We start from the raw sequence: 18,573 nt of genomic DNA on the forward strand, positions 1-18,573 counted from the left end.
GAAAGGCAGGTGACACCCCCGTGACCGCGACCACCCGCACCCGGGTGCCGGCCGGCGCCTCCCACGCCACCGCCCCGTCGCCCTCCGCGTCGGGCCTACGCGCCCGCAGAGCCGCCAAACGTCGGCAACTGACCGCCGCCGGCGTCCTGATGACGCCGTTCTTCGCCCTGCTGGTCACCGTCTTCCTGATCCCCGTCGGCACGGCGGTCCACCTGAGCTTCTTCAGCGACGACCAGCCCGGCCTCGGCTTCGGCCCGGAACGCAGGATCTTCGTCGGGCTGCGCTCCTACGCGGCCGTGCTCACCGACCCGACCTTCCTCGGCGGGCTCGGCACGGTCGCCCTGTACTGCCTGATCTACATCCCGCTCATGGTCGTCGGCGCGCTCGCCCTCGCCCTGCTGCTGGACTCCGGCGTGGTCCGGCTGCGGGCCTTCGCCCAGCTCGGCCTGTTCCTGCCGCACGCGGTGCCCGGCATCATCGCGGCGCTGATCTGGCTGTACCTGTACACGCCCGGCATCAGCCCGGTCATCGAGCTGTTCGCCAAGGGTGACATCACGATCGACTTCCTGGGCGTGCACACGGTGATCCCGTCCATCGTGAACATCGCGCTGTGGAGCAACCTCGGCTACAACATGGTGGTCTTCTACGCCGCGCTGCAGGCCGTGCCGCGCGAGGTGATCGAGGCGTCCGTGGTCGACGGCGCGGGGCCGGTGCGCACCGCGCTCCAGGTGAAGACGCCCCTGGTGCGGGCCTCCATCGTGATGGTCTCGATCTTCACGCTGATCTGGGCGCTCCAGCTCTTCACCGAGCCGATGCTGCTCAGCCAGTCGTCCCCGATGATCAGCTCCCGGTTCTCGCCGAGCATGTACATCTACGACGCGGCCTTCACCCGCAACAACTACAGTCTCGCGGCGGCCGCCTCGGTCGTCCTGCTCGTCTGCACGATCGCCCTTTCCTACGGCGTCACCCGCCTCACCAGCCGCGCCGACGTCGCCGAGGAGGCCCGATGAGCACCCCCGACAGCTCCCCGCTCCGCCCGAAGCTGCTGGGCCGGGCGACGGTCAACGCGGTCGTCGCGATCTCCGTGCTGTACACCCTGCTGCCGGTGCTGTGGCTGGTGCTCGCCTCCGCCAAGACCCGGGACGCGCTCTTCAGCAGCGACCTGCTGTCGCTGAGCGACTTCTCCTTCGTCCAGAACCTCCAGGACCTGTTCGCCATGGACGGCGGGCTGTACGGCCGCTGGTACGTCAACAGCCTGCTGTACGCCGTGGTGGGCGCGGCCGTCGGCGCGCTGGTGAGCGTCGCCTGCGGCTACGCCTTCGACAAGTACCGCTTCCGGCACAGGGAGAAGCTGTTCGGCCTGGTCCTGGCGGCGGTCATGGTGCCGCAGACGGTGCTCGCGCTGCCGCTCTACCTGATGGCGTCCGAGGCCGGCCTGGTCAACACCTTCTGGGCGGTGTTCATCCCGGTGCTGTTCAACCCGTTCGGCGTCTACCTCGGACGCATCTTCGCGCGGGGATACGTGCCCGACGAGGTGCTGGAGGCGGCGCGCGTGGACGGAGCGGGCGAGCTGACCACGTACGCCCGGGTGGCGCTCAGGATGCTGGGTCCCGGCCTGATCACCGTCTTCCTCTTCCAGCTGACCGCGATCTGGAACAACTTCTTCCTGCCCATGGTGATGCTGTCCGACCAGGATCTGTATCCCGTCAGTCTCGGCCTGTACCAGTGGAACAGCGCGGCGTCCGTCTCGCCGGAGTACTACCCCGTGGTGATCATGGGTTCGCTGCTCGCCGTACTGCCCCTCATCCTCGCCTTCGTCCTGCTCCAGCGCTTCTGGCGGAGCGGGCTGACCGCCGGAGCCGTCAAGTGACTTCGCACGCCCCCGTTCCCGGTTCCCGGCCGCGCGCCGCCGTGGCCATGTCCCGGGACGCCGCCTCGGCCGTCCTCGACCCGCAGTCCCTCGCCGCGTTCCGCCGGATCTGCGATCTCGCACCCTTCCCGGTGCTGGACGACCTGTCCACGCCGCGGGCCGGATCCGTGCTGTCCGACGTGGACCTGCTGATCACCGGCTGGGGCTGCCCGGTGCTGGACGAGGACGTGCTGCGGGCCGCGCCGCGGCTGCGGGCCGTGGTGCACACGGCGGGAAGCGTCCGCGGGCACGTCACCGAGGCGTGCTGGGAGCGGGGGATCGAGGTCTCCTCGGCCGCCGCGGCCAACGCGCTGCCGGTGGCCGAGTACACGCTCTCCATGATCCTGCTCACCGGCAAGCGGGTGCTGGAGCGGGCCCGCGACTACCGGGCGACCCGGCAGCGCGGCAACTGGCTGCGCACCCCGCGCGGCGTGGGCAACTACCGCCGTACGGTCGGCATCCTGTCGGCGTCGCTGATCGGCCGCCGGGTCGTCGAACTGCTCCGTCCGCACGATGTCGACGTCCTCCTGCACGACCCCTACGTGAGCGACGCGGACGCCGCCGAACTCGGTGTCGAACTCGTGGGGCTGCCCGATCTGTTCGCCCGCTGCGACACGGTCAGCGTGCACACCCCGCTGCTGCCCTCGACCCACGGCCTGGTCGGCCGGGCGCTTATCGACGCGATGCGGACCGACGCGGTGCTCATCAACACCTCCCGGGGTGCGGTCGTCGACCAGGAGGCGCTCACGGACGCCGTCCGGGCGGGCCGCGTCCGGGCGGTGCTGGACGTCACCGACCCCGAGGTCCTGCCGCCGGACCACCCCCTGTGGGACTGCGAGAACGCGCTGATCACCCCGCACCTCGCCGGCTCCGAGGGCAACGAGTGGCGGCGCCTGGCCGACCTTGCGCTCGCCGAGACGACCCGCTGGGCGTCCGGCGCCGGTTTCCTCCATCCCGTACGACGCGAAAGGCTGGCGTTCCTGGCATGAGCATCCCCTTCGAACTGCCCACCGAGGACCGTGCGCCGAGCCCGTACACCGGTTGCACCCGGGCCCACTGGGAAGCCGTCGCGGACGGGCTGCTGTGGGCCGCGTGGCGCTGGGGCACCCCGGGCTGTGCCCTGCTCGACCTGCCGGGACGCCCCTCGCGCTCGGGCGTGCGCTCCGACGGTCTGGAGGGCTTCGCGCGGACCTTCCTGGCGGCCGCCTTCCGGGTCGCGGGCGCGGACGGCGACGACCCGCACGGCTGGCTGGACCGGTATGCGCGCGGCCTCGACTCGGGCACCCGGACGCCCGGCCGCGAGGACACCGAGTCCTGGCCGCTGATCCTCGATCACGACGTGCAGGGCCAGCCGATGGTCGAGTCGGCGTCGGTCGCGCTCGGGCTGCGGCTGACCGCGCCCTGGCTGTGGAAGAACCTCGACGCCGGGGTGCAGGACCGGGTCGAGGCATGGCTGCGTGGGGCGCTCAGGCACGTGCCGGCGCCGAACAACTGGTACCTGTTCCCGTACACGGTCGCCGGGTTCCTGGAGTCGGTCGGCCGCGGGGACGCGGAGACGGCGGCGGCCCGTGGCCGGGCGCTGGAACTGCTGGAGGGCTGGTACCGGGGCGAGGGCTGGTACGCGGACGGCGACGGTCGTGCCTTCGACCACTACAACGGCTGGGCGCTGCACCTGTACCCGGTGCTGGACGCCCACCTGGCCGGGGACACCGGACCGGTCGCCGCCCGGTACGGGGAGCGGCTGCGCACGCACCTCGACGGCTACGCGCTGATGTTCGGCGCAGACGGGGCGCCGCTGCACTACGGCCGTTCGCTCGCCTACCGCTTCGCGGCCTCCGCCGCGGTGGGTCTGGGCGCGGTCACCGGGTACACACCGCTGTCGCCGGGCGTCTCGCGGCGGCTGGTGAGCGGGAACCTGCGGTACTTCCTGGAGCGCGGGGCCCTGACCGACGACGGGCTGCTCAGCCTGGGCTGGCACGGGCCGCACGAGGCCACCCTCCAGTCGTACTCGGGCCCGGCCTCCCCGTACTGGGCGTCGAAGGCGTTCGTGTCGCTCCTGGCGCCCGCCGGCCACCCCCTGTGGACGGCCACCGAGGAGGCGGCCCCGGTGGAGGAGGCGGACCGCGTGCTCGCCCTGTCCGCGCCCGGGCTGCTGGTCCAGGCGACGCGCGCCGACGGGATCGTACGGCTGCACAACCACGGCAGCGACCACGTCCGGCCGCACGAGGGCGAGTCGGCCGCGGCGGACGACCCGCACTACGGCCGGCATGCCTACTCGACCCGGACCGGCCCCACCGCCGGCACGAACGTCGCGGACAACCACCTCTCGGTGGAGGTGAACGGCCGCGGCAGTGTGCGGCGTCGCATCCACCCGCTCGGCGCGGGACAGGGGGACGGCTGGGGCTGGGCGGCGTCCTGGCACCGGCCGGTGTTCACCGACGGCCCCCCGATGGTGCCGGGGCTGCGGGTGGAGAGCGTGACCGTGGCGAAGGGACCGTACGAGCTGCGGGTGCACCGCGTGACCGGGGCACCGCCCGGTGCACGCCTCACTCACACCGGATGGGCCACCGGCCCCGAGGAACCCCTGGTCTCGGCGCTGCACGGGCTGCACGGCTGGAGCCCCGAGCCCGAAACCGTCCGCGCCCCGCAGGGCACCGCGTACACGCCGTGGGCCGAGCTGCCCCGGCTGACCGGGGACGCGGGCGGCAGCTCCCTGCACGTCTGCCTGGCCGCGCTCACCGGCGAGCCGGGACCCGGCCCCCTGGCGGACACCGTCACGGAGGTCGTGCCCGGCGACCGGAAGGTGGAGGTCGTATGGGCGGACGGTGGCGGGCGCACCCGAGTCTCGTTCGAACCGGTGCGGGTGACGCACACGGCGGACTGACGTCGTCCTGCGCTCCAGGCAGGCGTACGAGTGAGGGCCCCGACCGGCACCACAGGTCGGGGCCCTCCCTCGTGCGCGCGTCTGAAGTGGCGGACCGCATCGTGCCCGGTGACGCTGGAACGGGACCGGCGAGAAGGAGCCCCACTCATGCGCAAGTCCACGTGGGCCGTGGTCGCGGCCCTGACCGTGCCGGTGCTGTGCGCGGCTCCCGCCGGGGCCTCCGTGCCCCGTACCGCGCACCTTCCGGCCGACGTGACGGCGACCGAGTGCATCCAGGGCGGCGGAGTGATCATCATCTCGGTCGACCAGTCGGGGACGGGCTCCTTCACGAAACGCTGTCAGGGCGGCGTGCACGACGGGGAGTCCGTCACCTGAGACGACCGCGTCCGTTCCCTCGCGCCCATGCCTTGAGTCCCGCTCGCTGGGTACGCGGTCACGGCCCACCACGGCAGTCGGGTACCCGAACACGACCGGCCGCGTGCAGCGGCCCGCCCAGAACGGAGAAGAGGCTGATGAGCGAGGCCAACCCCCTCAAGCGGGTAGCCCACAAGGTCACCGAGAGCCTGCAGGGCGAGGGTGGCGGTCCGGCGGACGGCATCCCCGGCAAGCCCGGGGCCGAGTCGCCGCCCGTCGCCGAACCCGTCGAGCCCCGCGAGCCGCTGCCACCGAAGCCGGACCAGAGCGGCCCGGACACCGTCTCGCCGACCGGCCAGCCCACGGGCGCCGACCAGGCCCGGGTGGCGCAGTCCGGCGCCTACTTGACGAACGCTCAGGGCACGCGGCTGTACGACACCGACCACTCGCTGAAGGCGGGGCCGCGCGGTCCCGTGCTCCTGCAGGACCACCACCTGCGCGAGAAGGTCATGCACTTCGACCACGAGCGCATCCCGGAGCGTGTGGTGCACGCCCGTGGCGCGGGCGCGCACGGCGTCTTCCAGAGCTACGGCACGGCGGCCTCCGTGACCAAGGCCGGATTCCTCGCGGCGGACGTGGAGACGCCGGTGTTCACGCGGTTCTCCACGGTGGTCGGCTCCCGGGGGTCGTCGGACACCGTGCGGGACACCCGCGGGTTCGCGACGAAGTTCTACACCAGCGAGGGCGTCTTCGACCTGGTCGGCAACAACATCCCCGTCTTCTTCATCCAGGACGCCATCAAGTTCCCGGACGTGGTGCACGCCGCCAAGCCGCATCCCGACCGGGAGATCCCGCAGGCGCAGAGCGCGCACGACACCTTCTGGGACTTCGTCTCGCTGCACACCGAGGCGACCCACCACACCATCTTCTTCATGGGCGACCGCGGCATCCCGCGCTCCTACCGGATGATGGAGGGCTTCGGCGTCCACACCTTCCGGCTGGTCAACGCCGCGGGTGAGACGACGCTGGTGAAGTTCCACTGGAAGCCGAAGCTGGGCGTGCACTCCCTGGTGTGGGACGAGGCGCAGCTCATCAACGGCGTCGACCCGGACTTCCACCGCAGGGACCTCGCCGACGCCATCGAGGCGGGCGCGTACCCGCAGTGGGAACTGGGCATCCAGACCTTCCCCGACAACCCGGAGCAGACCTTCGAGGGCATCGACCTGCTGGACCCGACCAATCTCGTGCCCGAGGAACTGGCGCCGGTGCAGCCGGTGGGGTTGCTGACCCTCAACCGCAACCCGTCCAACTTCTTCGCCGAGACCGAGCAGGTCGCCTTCCACGTGGGCCACCTGGTACCGGGAATCGACATCACCGACGACCCGCTGCTCGCCGGCCGGCTGTTCTCGTACCTGGACACGCAGATCACCCGTCTCGGCGGACCTAACTTCCCGCAGCTGCCCGTCAACCGCCCGCAGGCGCCGGTCAACGACATGCTGCGCGACGGCATGCACCAGACGGCCGTGCACCGGGGGGTGGCGCCCTACCGGCCCAACTCCCTGGACGGCGGCTGCCCGTTCACGGCCGGTGCGGCCGAGGGCGCGTACGTCGAGGTGCCGGTACGGGTCCCGGAGGCGACGAAGGTGAGGGAAGCGCCGGAGTCGTTCGCGGACCACTTCAGCCAGCCGCGGCGGTTCTGGCTGAGCATGAGCTCGGTGGAGCGCGAGCACATCATCGGCGCGTACACCTTCGAGCTGGGCAAGTGCTACGAGCAGGCCGTCCGGGAGCGGACCCTCCAGGTCCTGGCCAACATCGACCCCGAGCTGTGCGCGGGCGTCGCCGAGGGTCTCGGGCTGCCCGCCCCGCAGCCGACCGTGCCGCTGGCCGACGTCGAGCCCAGCCCGGCGCTGTCGCAGGTAGGCCGCACCTGGCCCACCGACGGCAGGGTGATCGGCATCGTGACCGGCGGCGCCGACCTGGAGGGCGTGAACGCCGTGCGGCAGGCGGTGCTGAACGCGGGGATGGTGCCGCTGGTGGTGGCACCGACCGGCGGCACCCTGGGCTCGGGCGACGCGGCGCTGACGGTCCAGCGCAGTTATGTCACCGCGCGCTCCGTGGAGTTCGACGCCGTTCTGCTCGCCGGGGCGCCGGACATGGGCGGCGACGCGTACACCCCGCGGGATCACAAGGCCGGGCCCGCGCCCGCGACGCCGGGGACGACGACCGACCCGCGGGTGAGCCTGCTGGTCTCGGAGGCGTTCCGGCACGGCAAGGCGATCGGCGTCTGGGCGGGCGGCGAGGTCGCGCTGGAGGCTTCCGGCGTGCCCGCCGACGCTCCCGGTGTGGTCGTCGCCGACTCCGGCACGGCGGCGCTGGAGCAGGTCACCGAACTGCTGGGCTCCCACCGGGTCTGGGAACGCTTCACCACCCCCCGGGGCTGAGTGCCGCGTCCGCCGGGCCGGTCACCGAGGGCGGTGGCCGTCCCGGCGGCGGGTTCAGCACAGGACGCGCAGCGCCCCGGGCAGCACCCTGGCGGTGACCGGGACGACGGCCTCGACCTCGCCGTCGGCTCCGTAGGGGACGGCGCGGTCGGCCTCGATGCGGACCTCCCGGCCGCGCAGGACGCGGACCTGGGGGCGGCGGACGTGCGCGCCCGACCCGAGCTCGTTCATGAGGGCGAAGAACAGCCGCCGGGGCGCCCGGTGGATCATCACGACGTCCAGCAGGCCGTCGTCCACCCGGGCCGAGGGGGCGATGCGGCGGTTGAAGCCGTAGTAACCGGAATTGGCGGCCACCGTGGTGTAGCCGGTGAACGTGTGTTCCTCACCGTCGACGGTGACGCGGTAGCGGGTGGCGCGCCAGCCGGCGACGGCGCGCAGCGCGCCCGAGTAGTAGGAGGCGGTGCCGCGCAGCAGGCGGGCGTGGTTGGCGTGGCGGTTGGCGAGCGCGTCGACACCGGCGTAGACGCTTCCGAGGACGACGGTGCGGTCGTGGAGCGCCGAGGTGACCTCGATGGTGTCGACGGGTCGCGGCTCGCCCCGCAGCAGCACCTCGGCGAGGGCGGCGGGCTCGGTGGGCAGGCCCAGGGCGCGCGCGAAGTCGTTGCCGCGGCCGGCCGGGACGAGACCCAGCGGTGCCCCGGTGCCGCTGAGGGCGCCCCCTATTCCGCCGGCCATGCCGTCCCCGCCGACGGCGAGCACCACCCGGTCCCGCTCCCCGGCCCGCCGGGCGATCTCCCGGGCGTGGTCGAGGCTGCGGCTGTACTCGGTCTCCAGCCCGGCACCCGCCGCCCGCAGCAGCCGGGCGACTTCGAGCAGCGCGGCGGCCGAGGTGGCGCCGCCCGCGGTCGGGTTGACGACGGCGGTGAACTGTCGCATCGATGTGCCTCCGGGCTGACGAGTGGTGCCGGACAGTTGTCTCACGGGTGGGGGTGCGTCGTGCGTCTCACGGGTGGTGGGAGTGCGTCGTGGGCGCGGGTCGGTCGCCGGGCAGCAGGACCCCCGGACTGAGCAGTCCCGCCGGGTCCAGGCTCCGCTTGACGGCGCGCAGGGCCGCCACGCCGAGGGGCCCCGCCTCCCGGACGTACCAGTCGCGGTGGTCGGTGCCGACGCCGTGGTGGTGGGTGATGGTGCCGCCCGCGGTGAGGATCGCCTCGTTGGCGGCGTGCTTGGCGCGGCTCCAGTGCGCCAGGGGGTCCTCGCCCTGGGCCGAGACGACGGTGAAGTAGAGGGAGGCGCCGTTCTCGTAGACGTGCGAGATGTGGCACATGACCAGCGGCGGGGTGCCGGCCTCGGTGAGGGTGCCGGTGAGGGCGTCGCGGACGGCGGCGTACAGGGCGGGGATCTTGGACCAGTAGGTCGCCGTCTCCAGGGTCTCGGCGAGCGCCCCGGCGTCGAGCAGCGAGTCGCGCAGGTACGGCGCCGAGTAGCGGCCGTGGGCCCAGCGCTCCCCCGGCTCGTCCCCGGCGAAGGTGCCGCCGCACTCGCGCAGGACGGCGGCCGCGCGCTCGCGGCGGTGCGTGGTGTCCTCCCCGGTGCCCTCGAAGCCGACGACCGCGAGGCAGCCGGCGTCCTGCCGCTCCAGGGAGGCGCCGATTGCGTCGGGCCGGGCGAGGCCGATCAGCGTCTCCGTCTCGTCTGAAAGCCGCAGCACCGTCGGGCGCGGACCGTCCTGGGCGAGGCGGCGCAGCGCGGCGGCGCCCGCGTCGAAGGAGGCGAAGCGCCAGCCCTCGTGGCGGCGGACCTCCGGCAGGGGGCGCACGCGCACGGTGACCGAGGTGATGACGCCGAAGGCGCCCTCGGAGCCCAGGACCAGCTGGCGCAGGTCGGGCCCGGCGGCCGAGCGCGGGGCGCGGCCGGTGTCGAGGGCACCCTCGGGGGTGGCGAGGGTGAGGCCGAGGACCATCTCGTCGAAGCGTCCGTAGCCGGCCGAGGCCTGTCCGCTGGAGCGGGTCGCGGCGAAACCGCCGATGGTGGCCCACTCATAGGACTGGGGGAAGTGGCCGAGGGTGTAGCCCCGTTCGGCGAGCAGCGCCTCGGCCTCGGGGGCGCGCAGGCCGGGTTGCAGGGTGGCGGTGCGGGAGACCTCGTCGAGGTCGAGCAGGCGGTTCATGTGCCGCAGGTCGAGGGCGACGAAGCGGGCGGGTCCGGACCGGCCCTCGGGGGCGAGGCCGCCGACGACGGAGGTGCCGCCGCCGAAGGGGGCGAGGGCCAGGCCGTGCCGGGCGCAGGCGTCGAGCACGGCGAGCACCTCGTCGTGGCCGTCCGGGAGGACGACGGCGGCCGGGGCGTCGGCGGCGTCGCCGGTCCGCATCCGCAGCAGGTCGGGGGTGGACTTGCCGCGGGTGTGGCGGACCCGCGTCTCGGCGTCCGTGCGCACCCGTTCCGGACGGTCACCGACGGCGGTCTCCAGCGCGCGGCGGGCGGCGTCGTCCAGCGGTGACGCGGGTACGCCGATCTTCTCCAGCGGGACGGGGGCGGTGTCGCGGGGCTTGACGCCGAGCAGCTCGCGCAGCACACCGGTCACCGTGTCGGGCAGCGGCGTCGCCCTGGCCGGGTCGCCCCAGCCGTTCCACAGCATGTCCATGGCCTGTCGTCCTCGCGGTCGGTTCGGGGATGCCGTCTCTTGCGGCCTCACGGGCGTTACACTGTTACACATGACGCCTAATTGTCACAACGACTCGGGACGGCAGAACACCTCGGACAACGACACGGTGCTGGACGCCGTGCGCGACTGCGTGCTTGCCGTCGGGGTCCGCCGCACGACGATGACCGACGTGGCCCGCCGCGCCGGCGTCTCCCGGATGACGCTGTACCGGCGCTGGCCCGACGTGCGGACCCTGGTCGGCGACCTGATGACCCGCGAGTGGATCGCGGTGGCCACCGGGGCCATCCCCGAGCCGCGGCCGGACCTGGACACCCGCCCGCGCATCGTCGAGGGGTTGGTGACCGGGGTGGAGGCGTTCCGCGCGCATCCGCTCTTCCGCAAGATCGTCGACGTCGATCCCGAGCTCCTGCTGCCCTACGTCCTCGACCGGCGCGGTGCGAGCCAGGAGGCTCTGCTGGGGCTGCTGGCCGGCGCGCTGACCGAGGGGCACGCCGACGGGTCGGTGCGCCCGGCCCACACCGGACGGCAGGCACGGTCCGTACTGCTGATCGTCCAGTCCTTCGCCCTGTCGCTCCGCACCATGACCGACGAGGAGGAAGCCGAACTGACCCCCGCGGCCTTCCTCGGGGAACTGCGCACCATCCTGGAGAGGACCCTCGCACCATGAGCCCGACCAGCAGCAGCCCCGCCGCCGGGGCCTCCCTGTCCGCCGCGCGGCGCTCGCGCGAGCTCACCGAGGCGGTGGGGGGCCCCGTCGTGGACGTCCTGGTCGTCGGGCTCGGCGCGACGGGCGCCGGGGCCGCCCTGGACGCCGCGGCCCGGGGTCTGAGAGTGATCGCCGTGGACGCCCACGACCTGGCCTTCGGCACCTCCCGCTGGAGCTCCAAGCTGATCCACGGCGGCCTGCGCTACCTCGCCTCCGCGCAGCTGGACGTGGCTCACGAGAGCGCGGTCGAGCGCGGGGTGCTGCTGGAACGCACCGCGCCCCACCTGGTGCACGCCCAGCCGTTCGTGCTGCCGCTGACGCCGCTGGTCTCCCGGGGGCAGGCCGCGCTGGCGTGGGCCGGGTTCCGGGCCGGCGACACCCTGCGGCTGGCGGCGCGCACCGCGCGGGCCACGCTGCCCGCGCCCCGTCGGCTGTCCGCCGTGGAGACCCGTCACCTGGCCCCCGCCCTGCGCTCCGACCGGCTGCGCGGCGGGCTGCTGTCCTGGGACGGCCGGCTCACGGACGACGCCCGCCTGGTGACCGCGCTCGCCCGGACCGCCGCCGCGCGCGGAGCCCGGGTACTGACCCGGACGCGGGCACTGGAACTGACCGCGGCCGGGGCCCGGATACGCGACGAACTCACCGGGGAGGAGGGCGAAATCCGCGCCCGCGCGGTGATCAACGCCTCCGGCGTGTGGGCCGGTGCCCTCGTCGACGGCATCCGTGTCCGGCCCTCCCGCGGCACCCACCTGGTCCTGCGCTCCGACCGGCTCGGCCCGCTGCCCGCCGGCCTGCACGTGCCGGTCCCCGGGGAGACCAACCGCTTCGTCCTGGTCCTGCCCCAGGGCGACGGGCGGGTCTACGTCGGTCTGACCGACGAGCCCGTGGACGGGGACGTCCCGGACGTTCCCGAGGTGCCCGAGACCGACGTGGGTTTCCTGCTGGACGTGCTCGGTTCCGTGCTGGACGCGCCCGTGCACCGCGAGGACGTGGTGGGGGCCTTCGCGGGTCTGCGTCCGCTGCTGGACACGACGTCCGCCGACCGGTCCGACGGTGCTCCCCGCACGGCGGACATCTCCCGCCGGCACGCGGTGCTCACCTCGTCGGAGGGCGTGATCACCGTGGTCGGCGGCAAGCTCACCACGTACCGGCGCATGGCCGAGGACGCCGTGGACGCCGCCGTCGCCGCCCGCCGCCTCGACGCCGGCCCGTCCCCCACCGCCGCGCTGCCACTGGTCGGCGCCGCCGCACCGCACGCCCTGTCCGCACTGCGGGCGCCGCGCCGCCTGGTCCACCGTTACGGCACCGAGGCACCGGCCGTCCACGCCCTCGCCGCCCGCGACCCCCGGCTCGGCGAGCGCGTCCTCGCGGACCACCCGGTCACCGGCGCCGAACTCGTCTGGGCGCTGCGCCACGAGGGAGCCCTCGACGAGTCCGACCTCCTCGACCGCCGCACCCGCATCGGCCTGGTTCACGAGGACCGGGCGGCGGCACTGGACGCGGCGCGTGCTCTGGTGGGCGAGGCGATGGCCGGGCGGGCGTGACACACGCCCGACACGGACGGGCACGCACGGCGCTCGCCCGGCGCCGACGGGCACGCACGACGCCAGGCCGGGCCGGCACCACGGATGGCCGGGCGGTCCGAACCGCCGGCCGACCCGGGCGCCCCAGCCGGTGCGAAGGACCGGCGAGCCGACCCGGCCACAAGGCTCGTAACCCCGTGAGTCCGGGCGGGCCGGCGGACGGGCTTCGACCTGAGGCGGGTGACCACGCTCCCGAACAGCGGGGGAGTCCCGCACCCGATCGGATGCGGGACTCCCCGACGTGCCGGACGTTCCGGAACAGTCGGACGGGCCCGAAGGCACGTTCACGGGCCGGACAGCCACCGTCGGTCAGGTGCCCTGACCTCCGTCCTGGACGGCCTTGCGGACCTTCGCCTCGATCTTGTGCCGGGACTGACCACCCTCCTTCACGTACTCCGTCATCGCGGTCTGCGCGTCCCGGTCCAGGTCGCGCCAGGCCCGTACGGCGGTCTCGTAGGTGTTCGACTGCCGCGGGGTCCACTGATGCTGTGTGGGAGGCCCGTACGAGTCCCGCAGCGTCTCGACCCGGTGGCGTGCCTGGTCCGCCGCGCGACGCTTGTGCACGAGCTCCTCGAATGTGTGAGCCACCACACCTCGACCGTAGTCAGAGGAACGCCTTCTCGCGCGCCGAACCCGAAGCCACGGGTCCCGCGGCGCCCCGGCCTGTGCGCAACCGGCCCGCGCCGGCCGCGCAGGGCCTAACATCGAGCCACCGACGACGGGCCGGGCACATGTGGGAGATGAGGAAAGCGTGGCGGACATCGAGGGAGCGGCGGTACCGGAGCGGCTGCTGATAACCCGCACCACCACGGGCGACGGCGTCAGCGTCGTCAGCATCGCCGGGGAGGTCGACCTCGACGGCAGCAGTCAGCTCCGCGACGTGCTGCTGTCCTGCGTGCGCACGGCGCCGGGCACGGTGGTCGACTTCGGGGAGGTGGCCTTCCTGGACTCCAGCGGCATCAACGTGCTCATCTCCGCCCACCAGGCCGCCGAGACCCGCGGCGTCTGGTTCCGGCTCGCCGCACCCCGGCCTGCCGTCGAGCGCGTACTGCGGCTCGTGGGGGTCGACACCCTCATCGACTGCTTCCCCACCGTCGAGCAGGCCCTGGCCGCCTGAGTCCCGGCGTCAGCGCAGCGGCAGGCGGGCGTAGACCGTCTTGCCCGTCGCGTTCGGCTTGGTGATGACCTCGTCGCACAGGCGCGTCACGATCTCCAGCCCGTGCCGGCCGACCCGCAGGGGATCGCGGGGCAAGAACGTGGGGTACCCCTCCCCCGTGTCCGACACGGCGATCTCCACGCCGTCGTCGACCAGGGTCAGCTCCAGCCGGCAGGGCCCGGGCGCGTGCCGGAGCGCGTTCGTCACCAGTTCACTGGCGACCAGGCGGGCGGCGTCCAGGAAGCTGTCGGCCAGATCCACACCCCGCTCCCCGAGCCGGTCCACGAAGCCGTGCACGACGTCCCTTGAGGCCGGGATCATCGCCGATCCGCCCCTGAACTCCACCACCGAGGACACGACCGAGGCGTCCGCGGCATCGGGTCTGTGCGCCGGAGTCATACAGAGTTTCACCGTCCGGTCCGGGGCCGGGTAGGGAAAGCGCAGGCCCCGGCCCTTCACGATACGCACCGGGGCACCTGTCAAAGCCCCTTTGCCCCAACTTCCGCCGGACGCGCCGTTTTTCGGACAGCCCTGGACCGACTGCGCCGGAAAGGACGCCGTCCCGGTCGCTCGCGGGCACGGCGGCGGTCGCCACGAGGCGCACCGGGCCGCCTCCGACACCTCGGGGTGACGGCGGCCCGGTGCGCCGGGCGGGTCAGGAAACGGTGCAGCCGCCCACGACGGGCGCGGCGTCGCTGCCGTTCTTCGCCACCGTGAACCCGAAGCTGGTCGACGCGCCGGCCGCCAGGGTGCCGTTCCAACTCGGGCGCGCCGTCATCACGTTGCCGCTCCAGGTCGGCGTGGTGTTCCAGGTGGCCTGGACCCGCTGCGGCGAGGCGAAGGTGACGGTCGCCGCCCAGGAGCCGATCGGCTCGCTGCCCGCGGTGATGGTGACCTGGCCGTTGTAGCCGCTGCTCCAGTCCGCGGTCCTGGTGTAGGTGGCGGTGCAGGTCGCCGTACCCCCGCCCGGGTTCCCGCCGCCGCCCGAACCGCCGAGTGCGGACAGGACGGCGTGGTAAGCGGGCTTGGCGGCGTAGTTCCCGTCGAACAGCAGCGGGGTGCCGCTGCTGCGCCACGAGTACTTGTCGGTGACGCCCCACACGGTGATGCCGGTGCAGCGGTCCACGGCGAGGCAGGCCTCGACCACGCGGGCGTAGCTGTCGGCCTGGGCGGCGCCGGATCCCTCGATGTCGAGCTCGGTGATCTGCACGTCGACGCCGAGGTCGGCGAAGCGCTGGAGGTTGGCCCGAAGGTCGGAGGGGACCGGGGAGTTGCTGTTGAAATGGCCCTGGAAGCCGACGCAGTCGATGGGTACACCGCGCGACTTGAAGTCCTTGACCATGGTGTAAACGGCGGTGCTCTTCGCGTTGACGCCGTCGGTGTTGTAGTCGTTGTAGCAGAGCTTGGCGGCCGGGTCCGCGGCGCGGGCGGTGCGGAACGCCTCCTCGATGTAGCCGTCGCCCAGCTTGTCCTGGAAGGGCGAGCTGCGCCTCGCTCCGCTGCCGCCGTCCTGGAACGCCTCGTTGACGACGTCCCAGCTGTGGATCTGGCCCTTGTAGTGGCCCATCACGCGGTTGATGTGGTTGTTCATGGCGCTGCGCAGGTCGGCCGCACCCAGGCCGCCCACCCAGGACGGCAGTTGGGAGTGCCAGACGAGGGTGTGGCCGCGGACGTCCATGCCCTGGGCCTGTGCGTGGTCCACCACCTGGTCGGCCGCCGAGAAGGTGAAGGTGCCGCGGGTGGGCTCGGTGGCGTCCCACTTCATCTCGTTCTCGGGGGTCGCGGAGTTGAACTCGCGGTTCAGCGTGGAGACGTAGTCGGCCTCGCCGAGGTGGCTCGCCGCGACGGCGGTGCCGAAGTAGCGACCCTGGGCCGCTGCCGCGGAGCCGAGCGTGTCGGCGGCCTCTGCGGCCTCGGCGGAGTGCGCCGCGGCCGTCAGTGCCGCCCCGGCGACGAGCGCGGCGGTGGCCGCTCTCGACAGACGTAGCAAAGTCATGCGCATGCCATCCCGTTCCTCGAATCGGTGTGGGAGCCGTTCGGAGCCGCTCGGGGAAAGCCGCACTCCGAAAGTTTCGGAACGATTTCCGAATGTCGCGGAGGAGGTTACGGACTCCCGTCCGCGAGGTCAACGCCCCGTCACGGTCACCCGTGCGGCCCGACCGCGTGCGGCACCCAGGTGGGGTGGCGCATTCTTGCTGTGTCGCCCGCGTGACGGCGCACGGACGAGGTGGGGCCGATGAGTGCAGGCGCCGAGGACGCAGGCCGGACGCCCAGGAGGCTGACGGCGCTGCTCGTCGACGCCTCCACGCGGGCGATCGGCGCCGCCGGTGGCTACGCGGGCGGGGTCTACCTGCCCTCCCGCACGCCCGGCCTGTTGCGGCTGGCCGTACTCGCCGGACTGCCCGGGCCGCTCTTCCGACCCTGGTGGCGGCTGCACAACGACAGCGCGTTCCCCATGGCCGAGGCCTACCGGCTCGGCGTGCGGGTGGTGCTGCCCAACGCGGTCGAGACGATGCGCCGTTACCCGCAGTTCGCGGCCGGCCTGCCGTTCCCCTTCGGGTCCCTGTACGTGCCCGTCGCCGGTGCGGCGCGGACGTACGGCGTCCTGACCGTACTGCGGCCCTCCGTCTCCGACACCGCCGAGTTGCTGGAGGGCGTGGACCGGATGGAAGAACTGGCTCGGGAGCTCGGCGCGGGGCTCGAGCGGTCGGCCGGGGACCGGGGGGCGCCGCCCGCGGTCTGGGACGGAGAACCGCTGTGCCTGCGGCCGCCGCCGTCCGCACGGCACCCGCAGCGCGCCGGAAGTTTCGCCTGGGACCCCGCCACCGGCGCCGTCACCGTCGACCAGCCGCTGTGCGACCTGCTCGGCGTGGCGGAGGACGCCCACGACCCCCTCATCACCCTCGACGCGCTCACCGGCGCGCTGGCTCACGACGACGGGCACCGGGTCGCCGCGGCGCTGCGGCAGACCGCCGACGGCGGACCGCCCCCGCTGCCCCTGTACGTGCGCGCCGCCGACGGCGCGCTGCGCCTCGTGGAACTGTGGAGGCCGCCGGCGGCGCCCCTCGCCGGCGGCCCCGTACGGGGTGTCGTACGCGAGCCCTCGGACGGCACCGTGGCGGACGCCGCCGCCGACCTGCTGCCGGACGGCGTGTTCTGCCTGGACCGGACGGGCACGATCGTCTACGCCAATCCGCGCGCCGCCCGGCTGCTGGGCCTGCCCCGGTCCCGGCTGCTCGGCCACTCCCTGTGGGAAGCCGTGCCCTGGCTGGACCAGGCCGGCTACGAGGACCACCTGCGCGGCGCCCTGCTCTCGCCGGACCCGGTCCACTTCCACGTCCGGCGCCCGCCCGACGACAGCCGCCGGGCCACCCCGCAGCCCTACGAAGGTGACTGGCTCGCGGTCTCCGTGCATCCCGGCCGGGACCTCCTGACGGGAACGGTCCGTCCGGCCAACCGGGTGGCCGACGCGTCCGCCGGTCTCACTGCCGAGCACGGCACGCCGGAAGCGGTGCCCGGAACCCAGGAACCCGCACCCGCCGGCGTCGCCACCACGCCACCCGTGTACCGGCCCATCGTCCTGGCCCTGGCCCTGACCGAGGCGGTCACCGCCCGCCAGGTCTCCGCCGTGGTCGTACGGGAACTGCTGCCGGCGTTCGGCGGCCGCCGGCTCGCCATCTACCTGCTCCAGGAGCGGCACCTGTACCTGGCGTGGGAGACGGGCTTCCCGCCCGGCTTCCTCGCGCCCTTCGAGGGGGTGGCACTGGACGCCCGGCTGCCCGGGGTGGAGACGCTCACCAGCGGCCGTCCGCTCTTCTTCGACTCCATGCAGGCGCTGGCCGCCGCCTACCCCGGCATCCCGCTGGACGCCACGGAGGGCGCCCGCGCCTTCCTGCCGCTGATCGCCTCCGGCCGCCCGGTCGGCTCCTGCATCCTCGGCTTCGACCGGGCCCGCGGCTTCGGCACCGAGGAGCGCGCGGTGCTCACTGCCCTCGCCGGGGTGATCGCCCAGGCGATGGAGAAGGCCAGGCGGTACGAGTCCGAGACCGCGCTCGCCCGGGGGCTGCAGCGGGCACTGCTCCCCCGCCGGCTCCCGGCGCACCCGCTGCTGGAGACCGCCGGGCGCTATCTGCCCGGCACCCAGGGCATGGACGTGGGCGGGGACTGGTACGACGTCGTCGCCTCCGGCGACGGCATGGCCCTGGTCATCGGCGACGTGCAGGGGCACGGCGTGCCGGCGGCGGCCACGATGGGCCAACTACGCAGCGCCGTACGCGCCTTCGCCCTCGGGGACCGACCGCCCGACGAGGTCCTCGGCGGCGTCAACCACCTGTTGGCCGATCTGGACCCGGGCCTGTTCGCGAGCTGCTGCTACATCCGGCTCGACCCGGCCACCGGACGGGCCCGCGCGGCCCGCGCGGGGCACCCGCCGCCGCTGCTGCGCCACCCGGACGGACGCACCGAGACGCTGGACCTGCCCGGCGGCATGGTGCTCGGCGTGGACCCCGGCACGCCGTATCCGCTGACCGAGTTCCGGGTCGAGCCCGGCGCCGTGCTCGCCCTGTACACGGACGGGCTGGTGGAGCGGCCCGGCACCGACATCGACGACGGCATCGCCGCCCTCGGTCTGGCCCTCGCCGGCACCGACGCGTCCGGGGCACGTTCGGGCACCCGGTCGCTGGCGGACGTCGCCGACCGGCTCACCGGCACCGCCCGCCAGGCCAGGGACCGCCCCGACGACATCGCCCTGCTGCTCGCCACCCGCCGCTCGCGGCACCGGAGTCCCCGGTGAGCTGGGGTCCCGCGCGGCCCGGGCCGGGCCCTTCCGTCACCGGAGGCACCCCTCGCCTCCTCGGGCCCGGCAGTGTAGACATG

At 73.7% G+C, this 18,573-nt stretch carries 15 protein-coding genes; 10 read left to right on the forward strand and 5 right to left on the reverse strand.

Translation table 11 applies throughout. The annotated features are described in order from the left end of the window. Positions 1 to 20: 20 nt before the first annotated feature. From IE142_RS09385 to IE142_RS09410, 6 genes are all read left to right on the forward strand, one after another. Positions 21 to 1,010, forward strand: a complete 990-nt coding sequence (locus IE142_RS09385) for a carbohydrate ABC transporter permease (RefSeq protein ID WP_191885256.1) — start codon at positions 21 to 23, stop codon at positions 1,008 to 1,010. Continuing rightward, positions 1,007 to 1,870, forward strand: a complete 864-nt coding sequence (locus IE142_RS09390; RefSeq protein ID WP_191885257.1) for a carbohydrate ABC transporter permease — start codon at positions 1,007 to 1,009, stop codon at positions 1,868 to 1,870. The genes IE142_RS09385 and IE142_RS09390 overlap by 4 nt, the downstream gene beginning before the upstream one ends. Next, on the forward strand, positions 1,867 to 2,898 hold the full coding sequence (locus IE142_RS09395; RefSeq protein WP_191885258.1) for a hydroxyacid dehydrogenase: 1,032 nt from the start codon (positions 1,867 to 1,869) through the stop codon (positions 2,896 to 2,898). The genes IE142_RS09390 and IE142_RS09395 overlap by 4 nt, the downstream gene beginning before the upstream one ends. Next, on the forward strand, positions 2,895 to 4,793 hold the full coding sequence (locus IE142_RS09400; RefSeq protein WP_191885259.1) for a DUF2264 domain-containing protein: 1,899 nt from the start codon (positions 2,895 to 2,897) through the stop codon (positions 4,791 to 4,793). The genes IE142_RS09395 and IE142_RS09400 overlap by 4 nt, the downstream gene beginning before the upstream one ends. 147 nt (positions 4,794 to 4,940) lie before the next feature. Then, complete coding sequence (locus IE142_RS09405) at positions 4,941 to 5,168, forward strand: hypothetical protein (RefSeq protein ID WP_191885260.1); 228 nt, start codon at positions 4,941 to 4,943, stop codon at positions 5,166 to 5,168. A gap of 137 nt (positions 5,169 to 5,305) precedes the next feature. After that, positions 5,306 to 7,588, forward strand: a complete 2,283-nt coding sequence (locus tag IE142_RS09410; RefSeq protein ID WP_191885261.1) for a catalase — start codon at positions 5,306 to 5,308, stop codon at positions 7,586 to 7,588. A gap of 54 nt (positions 7,589 to 7,642) precedes the next feature. Here IE142_RS09410 and IE142_RS09415 read toward each other — a convergent pair whose 3' ends face one another. Both IE142_RS09415 and IE142_RS09420 read right to left on the reverse strand, forming a co-directional pair. Beyond that, the gene (locus IE142_RS09415; RefSeq protein ID WP_191885262.1) at positions 7,643 to 8,524 is read right to left on the reverse strand and encodes a YegS/Rv2252/BmrU family lipid kinase; all 882 of its coding nucleotides are present in this window, start codon (positions 8,522 to 8,524) and stop codon (positions 7,643 to 7,645) included. Between the two features lie 67 nt (positions 8,525 to 8,591). After that, positions 8,592 to 10,232 (reverse strand): FAD-binding oxidoreductase, encoded by a 1,641-nt coding sequence (locus tag IE142_RS09420; protein ID WP_191885263.1) that lies wholly within the window; start codon positions 10,230 to 10,232, stop codon positions 8,592 to 8,594. A gap of 70 nt (positions 10,233 to 10,302) precedes the next feature. On the opposite strand from IE142_RS09420, the gene IE142_RS09425 reads away from it, so the two are divergent. Both IE142_RS09425 and IE142_RS09430 read left to right on the forward strand, forming a co-directional pair. Then, the gene (locus IE142_RS09425; RefSeq protein ID WP_191885264.1) at positions 10,303 to 10,920 is read left to right on the forward strand and encodes a TetR/AcrR family transcriptional regulator; all 618 of its coding nucleotides are present in this window, start codon (positions 10,303 to 10,305) and stop codon (positions 10,918 to 10,920) included. Then, positions 10,917 to 12,503, forward strand: a complete 1,587-nt coding sequence (locus IE142_RS09430; RefSeq protein WP_191885265.1) for a glycerol-3-phosphate dehydrogenase/oxidase — start codon at positions 10,917 to 10,919, stop codon at positions 12,501 to 12,503. The genes IE142_RS09425 and IE142_RS09430 overlap by 4 nt, the downstream gene beginning before the upstream one ends. A 348-nt stretch (positions 12,504 to 12,851) precedes the next feature. Here IE142_RS09430 and IE142_RS09435 read toward each other — a convergent pair whose 3' ends face one another. Continuing rightward, on the reverse strand, positions 12,852 to 13,130 hold the full coding sequence (locus tag IE142_RS09435; protein WP_229830340.1) for a hypothetical protein: 279 nt from the start codon (positions 13,128 to 13,130) through the stop codon (positions 12,852 to 12,854). Positions 13,131 to 13,293: 163 nt separating this feature from the next. On the opposite strand from IE142_RS09435, the gene IE142_RS09440 reads away from it, so the two are divergent. Next, positions 13,294 to 13,659 (forward strand): STAS domain-containing protein, encoded by a 366-nt coding sequence (locus IE142_RS09440; protein WP_191885266.1) that lies wholly within the window; start codon positions 13,294 to 13,296, stop codon positions 13,657 to 13,659. A gap of 9 nt (positions 13,660 to 13,668) precedes the next feature. Here IE142_RS09440 and IE142_RS09445 read toward each other — a convergent pair whose 3' ends face one another. Beyond that, entirely contained in the window at positions 13,669 to 14,166 is a 498-nt protein-coding gene (locus IE142_RS09445; protein WP_229830322.1) for an ATP-binding protein, read from the reverse strand. Positions 14,167 to 14,353: 187 nt separating this feature from the next. Beyond that, positions 14,354 to 15,700, reverse strand: coding sequence for a glycoside hydrolase family 10 protein (locus tag IE142_RS09450; protein WP_191885267.1), 1,347 nt, complete (start codon positions 15,698 to 15,700; stop codon positions 14,354 to 14,356). Positions 15,701 to 15,934: 234 nt separating this feature from the next. Here IE142_RS09450 and IE142_RS09455 point away from each other — a divergent pair, with 234 nt between their 5' ends. Further along, positions 15,935 to 18,490, forward strand: a complete 2,556-nt coding sequence (locus IE142_RS09455; RefSeq protein ID WP_191885268.1) for a SpoIIE family protein phosphatase — start codon at positions 15,935 to 15,937, stop codon at positions 18,488 to 18,490. Positions 18,491 to 18,573 lie beyond the last annotated feature (83 nt).

It is taken from the genome of Streptomyces mutabilis (genome assembly GCF_014649815.1).
Lineage (GTDB): Bacteria > Actinomycetota > Actinomycetes > Streptomycetales > Streptomycetaceae > Streptomyces > Streptomyces mutabilis.

Excerpts from the sequence above, each read along its gene's own strand:
- IE142_RS09410 (WP_191885261.1), top strand. The coding sequence starts at position 5,306 with ATGAGCGAGGCCAACCCCCTCAAGCGGGTAGCCCACAAGGTCACCGAG.
- IE142_RS09455 (WP_191885268.1), top strand. The coding sequence starts at position 15,935 with ATGAGTGCAGGCGCCGAGGACGCAGGCCGGACGCCCAGGAGGCTGACG.
- IE142_RS09425 (WP_191885264.1), top strand. The coding sequence starts at position 10,303 with ATGACGCCTAATTGTCACAACGACTCGGGACGGCAGAACACCTCGGAC.
- IE142_RS09405 (WP_191885260.1), top strand. The coding sequence starts at position 4,941 with ATGCGCAAGTCCACGTGGGCCGTGGTCGCGGCCCTGACCGTGCCGGTG.
- IE142_RS09430 (WP_191885265.1), top strand. The coding sequence starts at position 10,917 with ATGAGCCCGACCAGCAGCAGCCCCGCCGCCGGGGCCTCCCTGTCCGCC.
- IE142_RS09420 (WP_191885263.1), bottom strand. The coding sequence starts at position 10,232 with ATGGACATGCTGTGGAACGGCTGGGGCGACCCGGCCAGGGCGACGCCG.
- IE142_RS09400 (WP_191885259.1), top strand. The coding sequence starts at position 2,895 with ATGAGCATCCCCTTCGAACTGCCCACCGAGGACCGTGCGCCGAGCCCG.
- IE142_RS09450 (WP_191885267.1), bottom strand. The coding sequence starts at position 15,700 with ATGCGCATGACTTTGCTACGTCTGTCGAGAGCGGCCACCGCCGCGCTC.
- IE142_RS09415 (WP_191885262.1), bottom strand. The coding sequence starts at position 8,524 with ATGCGACAGTTCACCGCCGTCGTCAACCCGACCGCGGGCGGCGCCACC.
- IE142_RS09390 (WP_191885257.1), top strand. The coding sequence starts at position 1,007 with ATGAGCACCCCCGACAGCTCCCCGCTCCGCCCGAAGCTGCTGGGCCGG.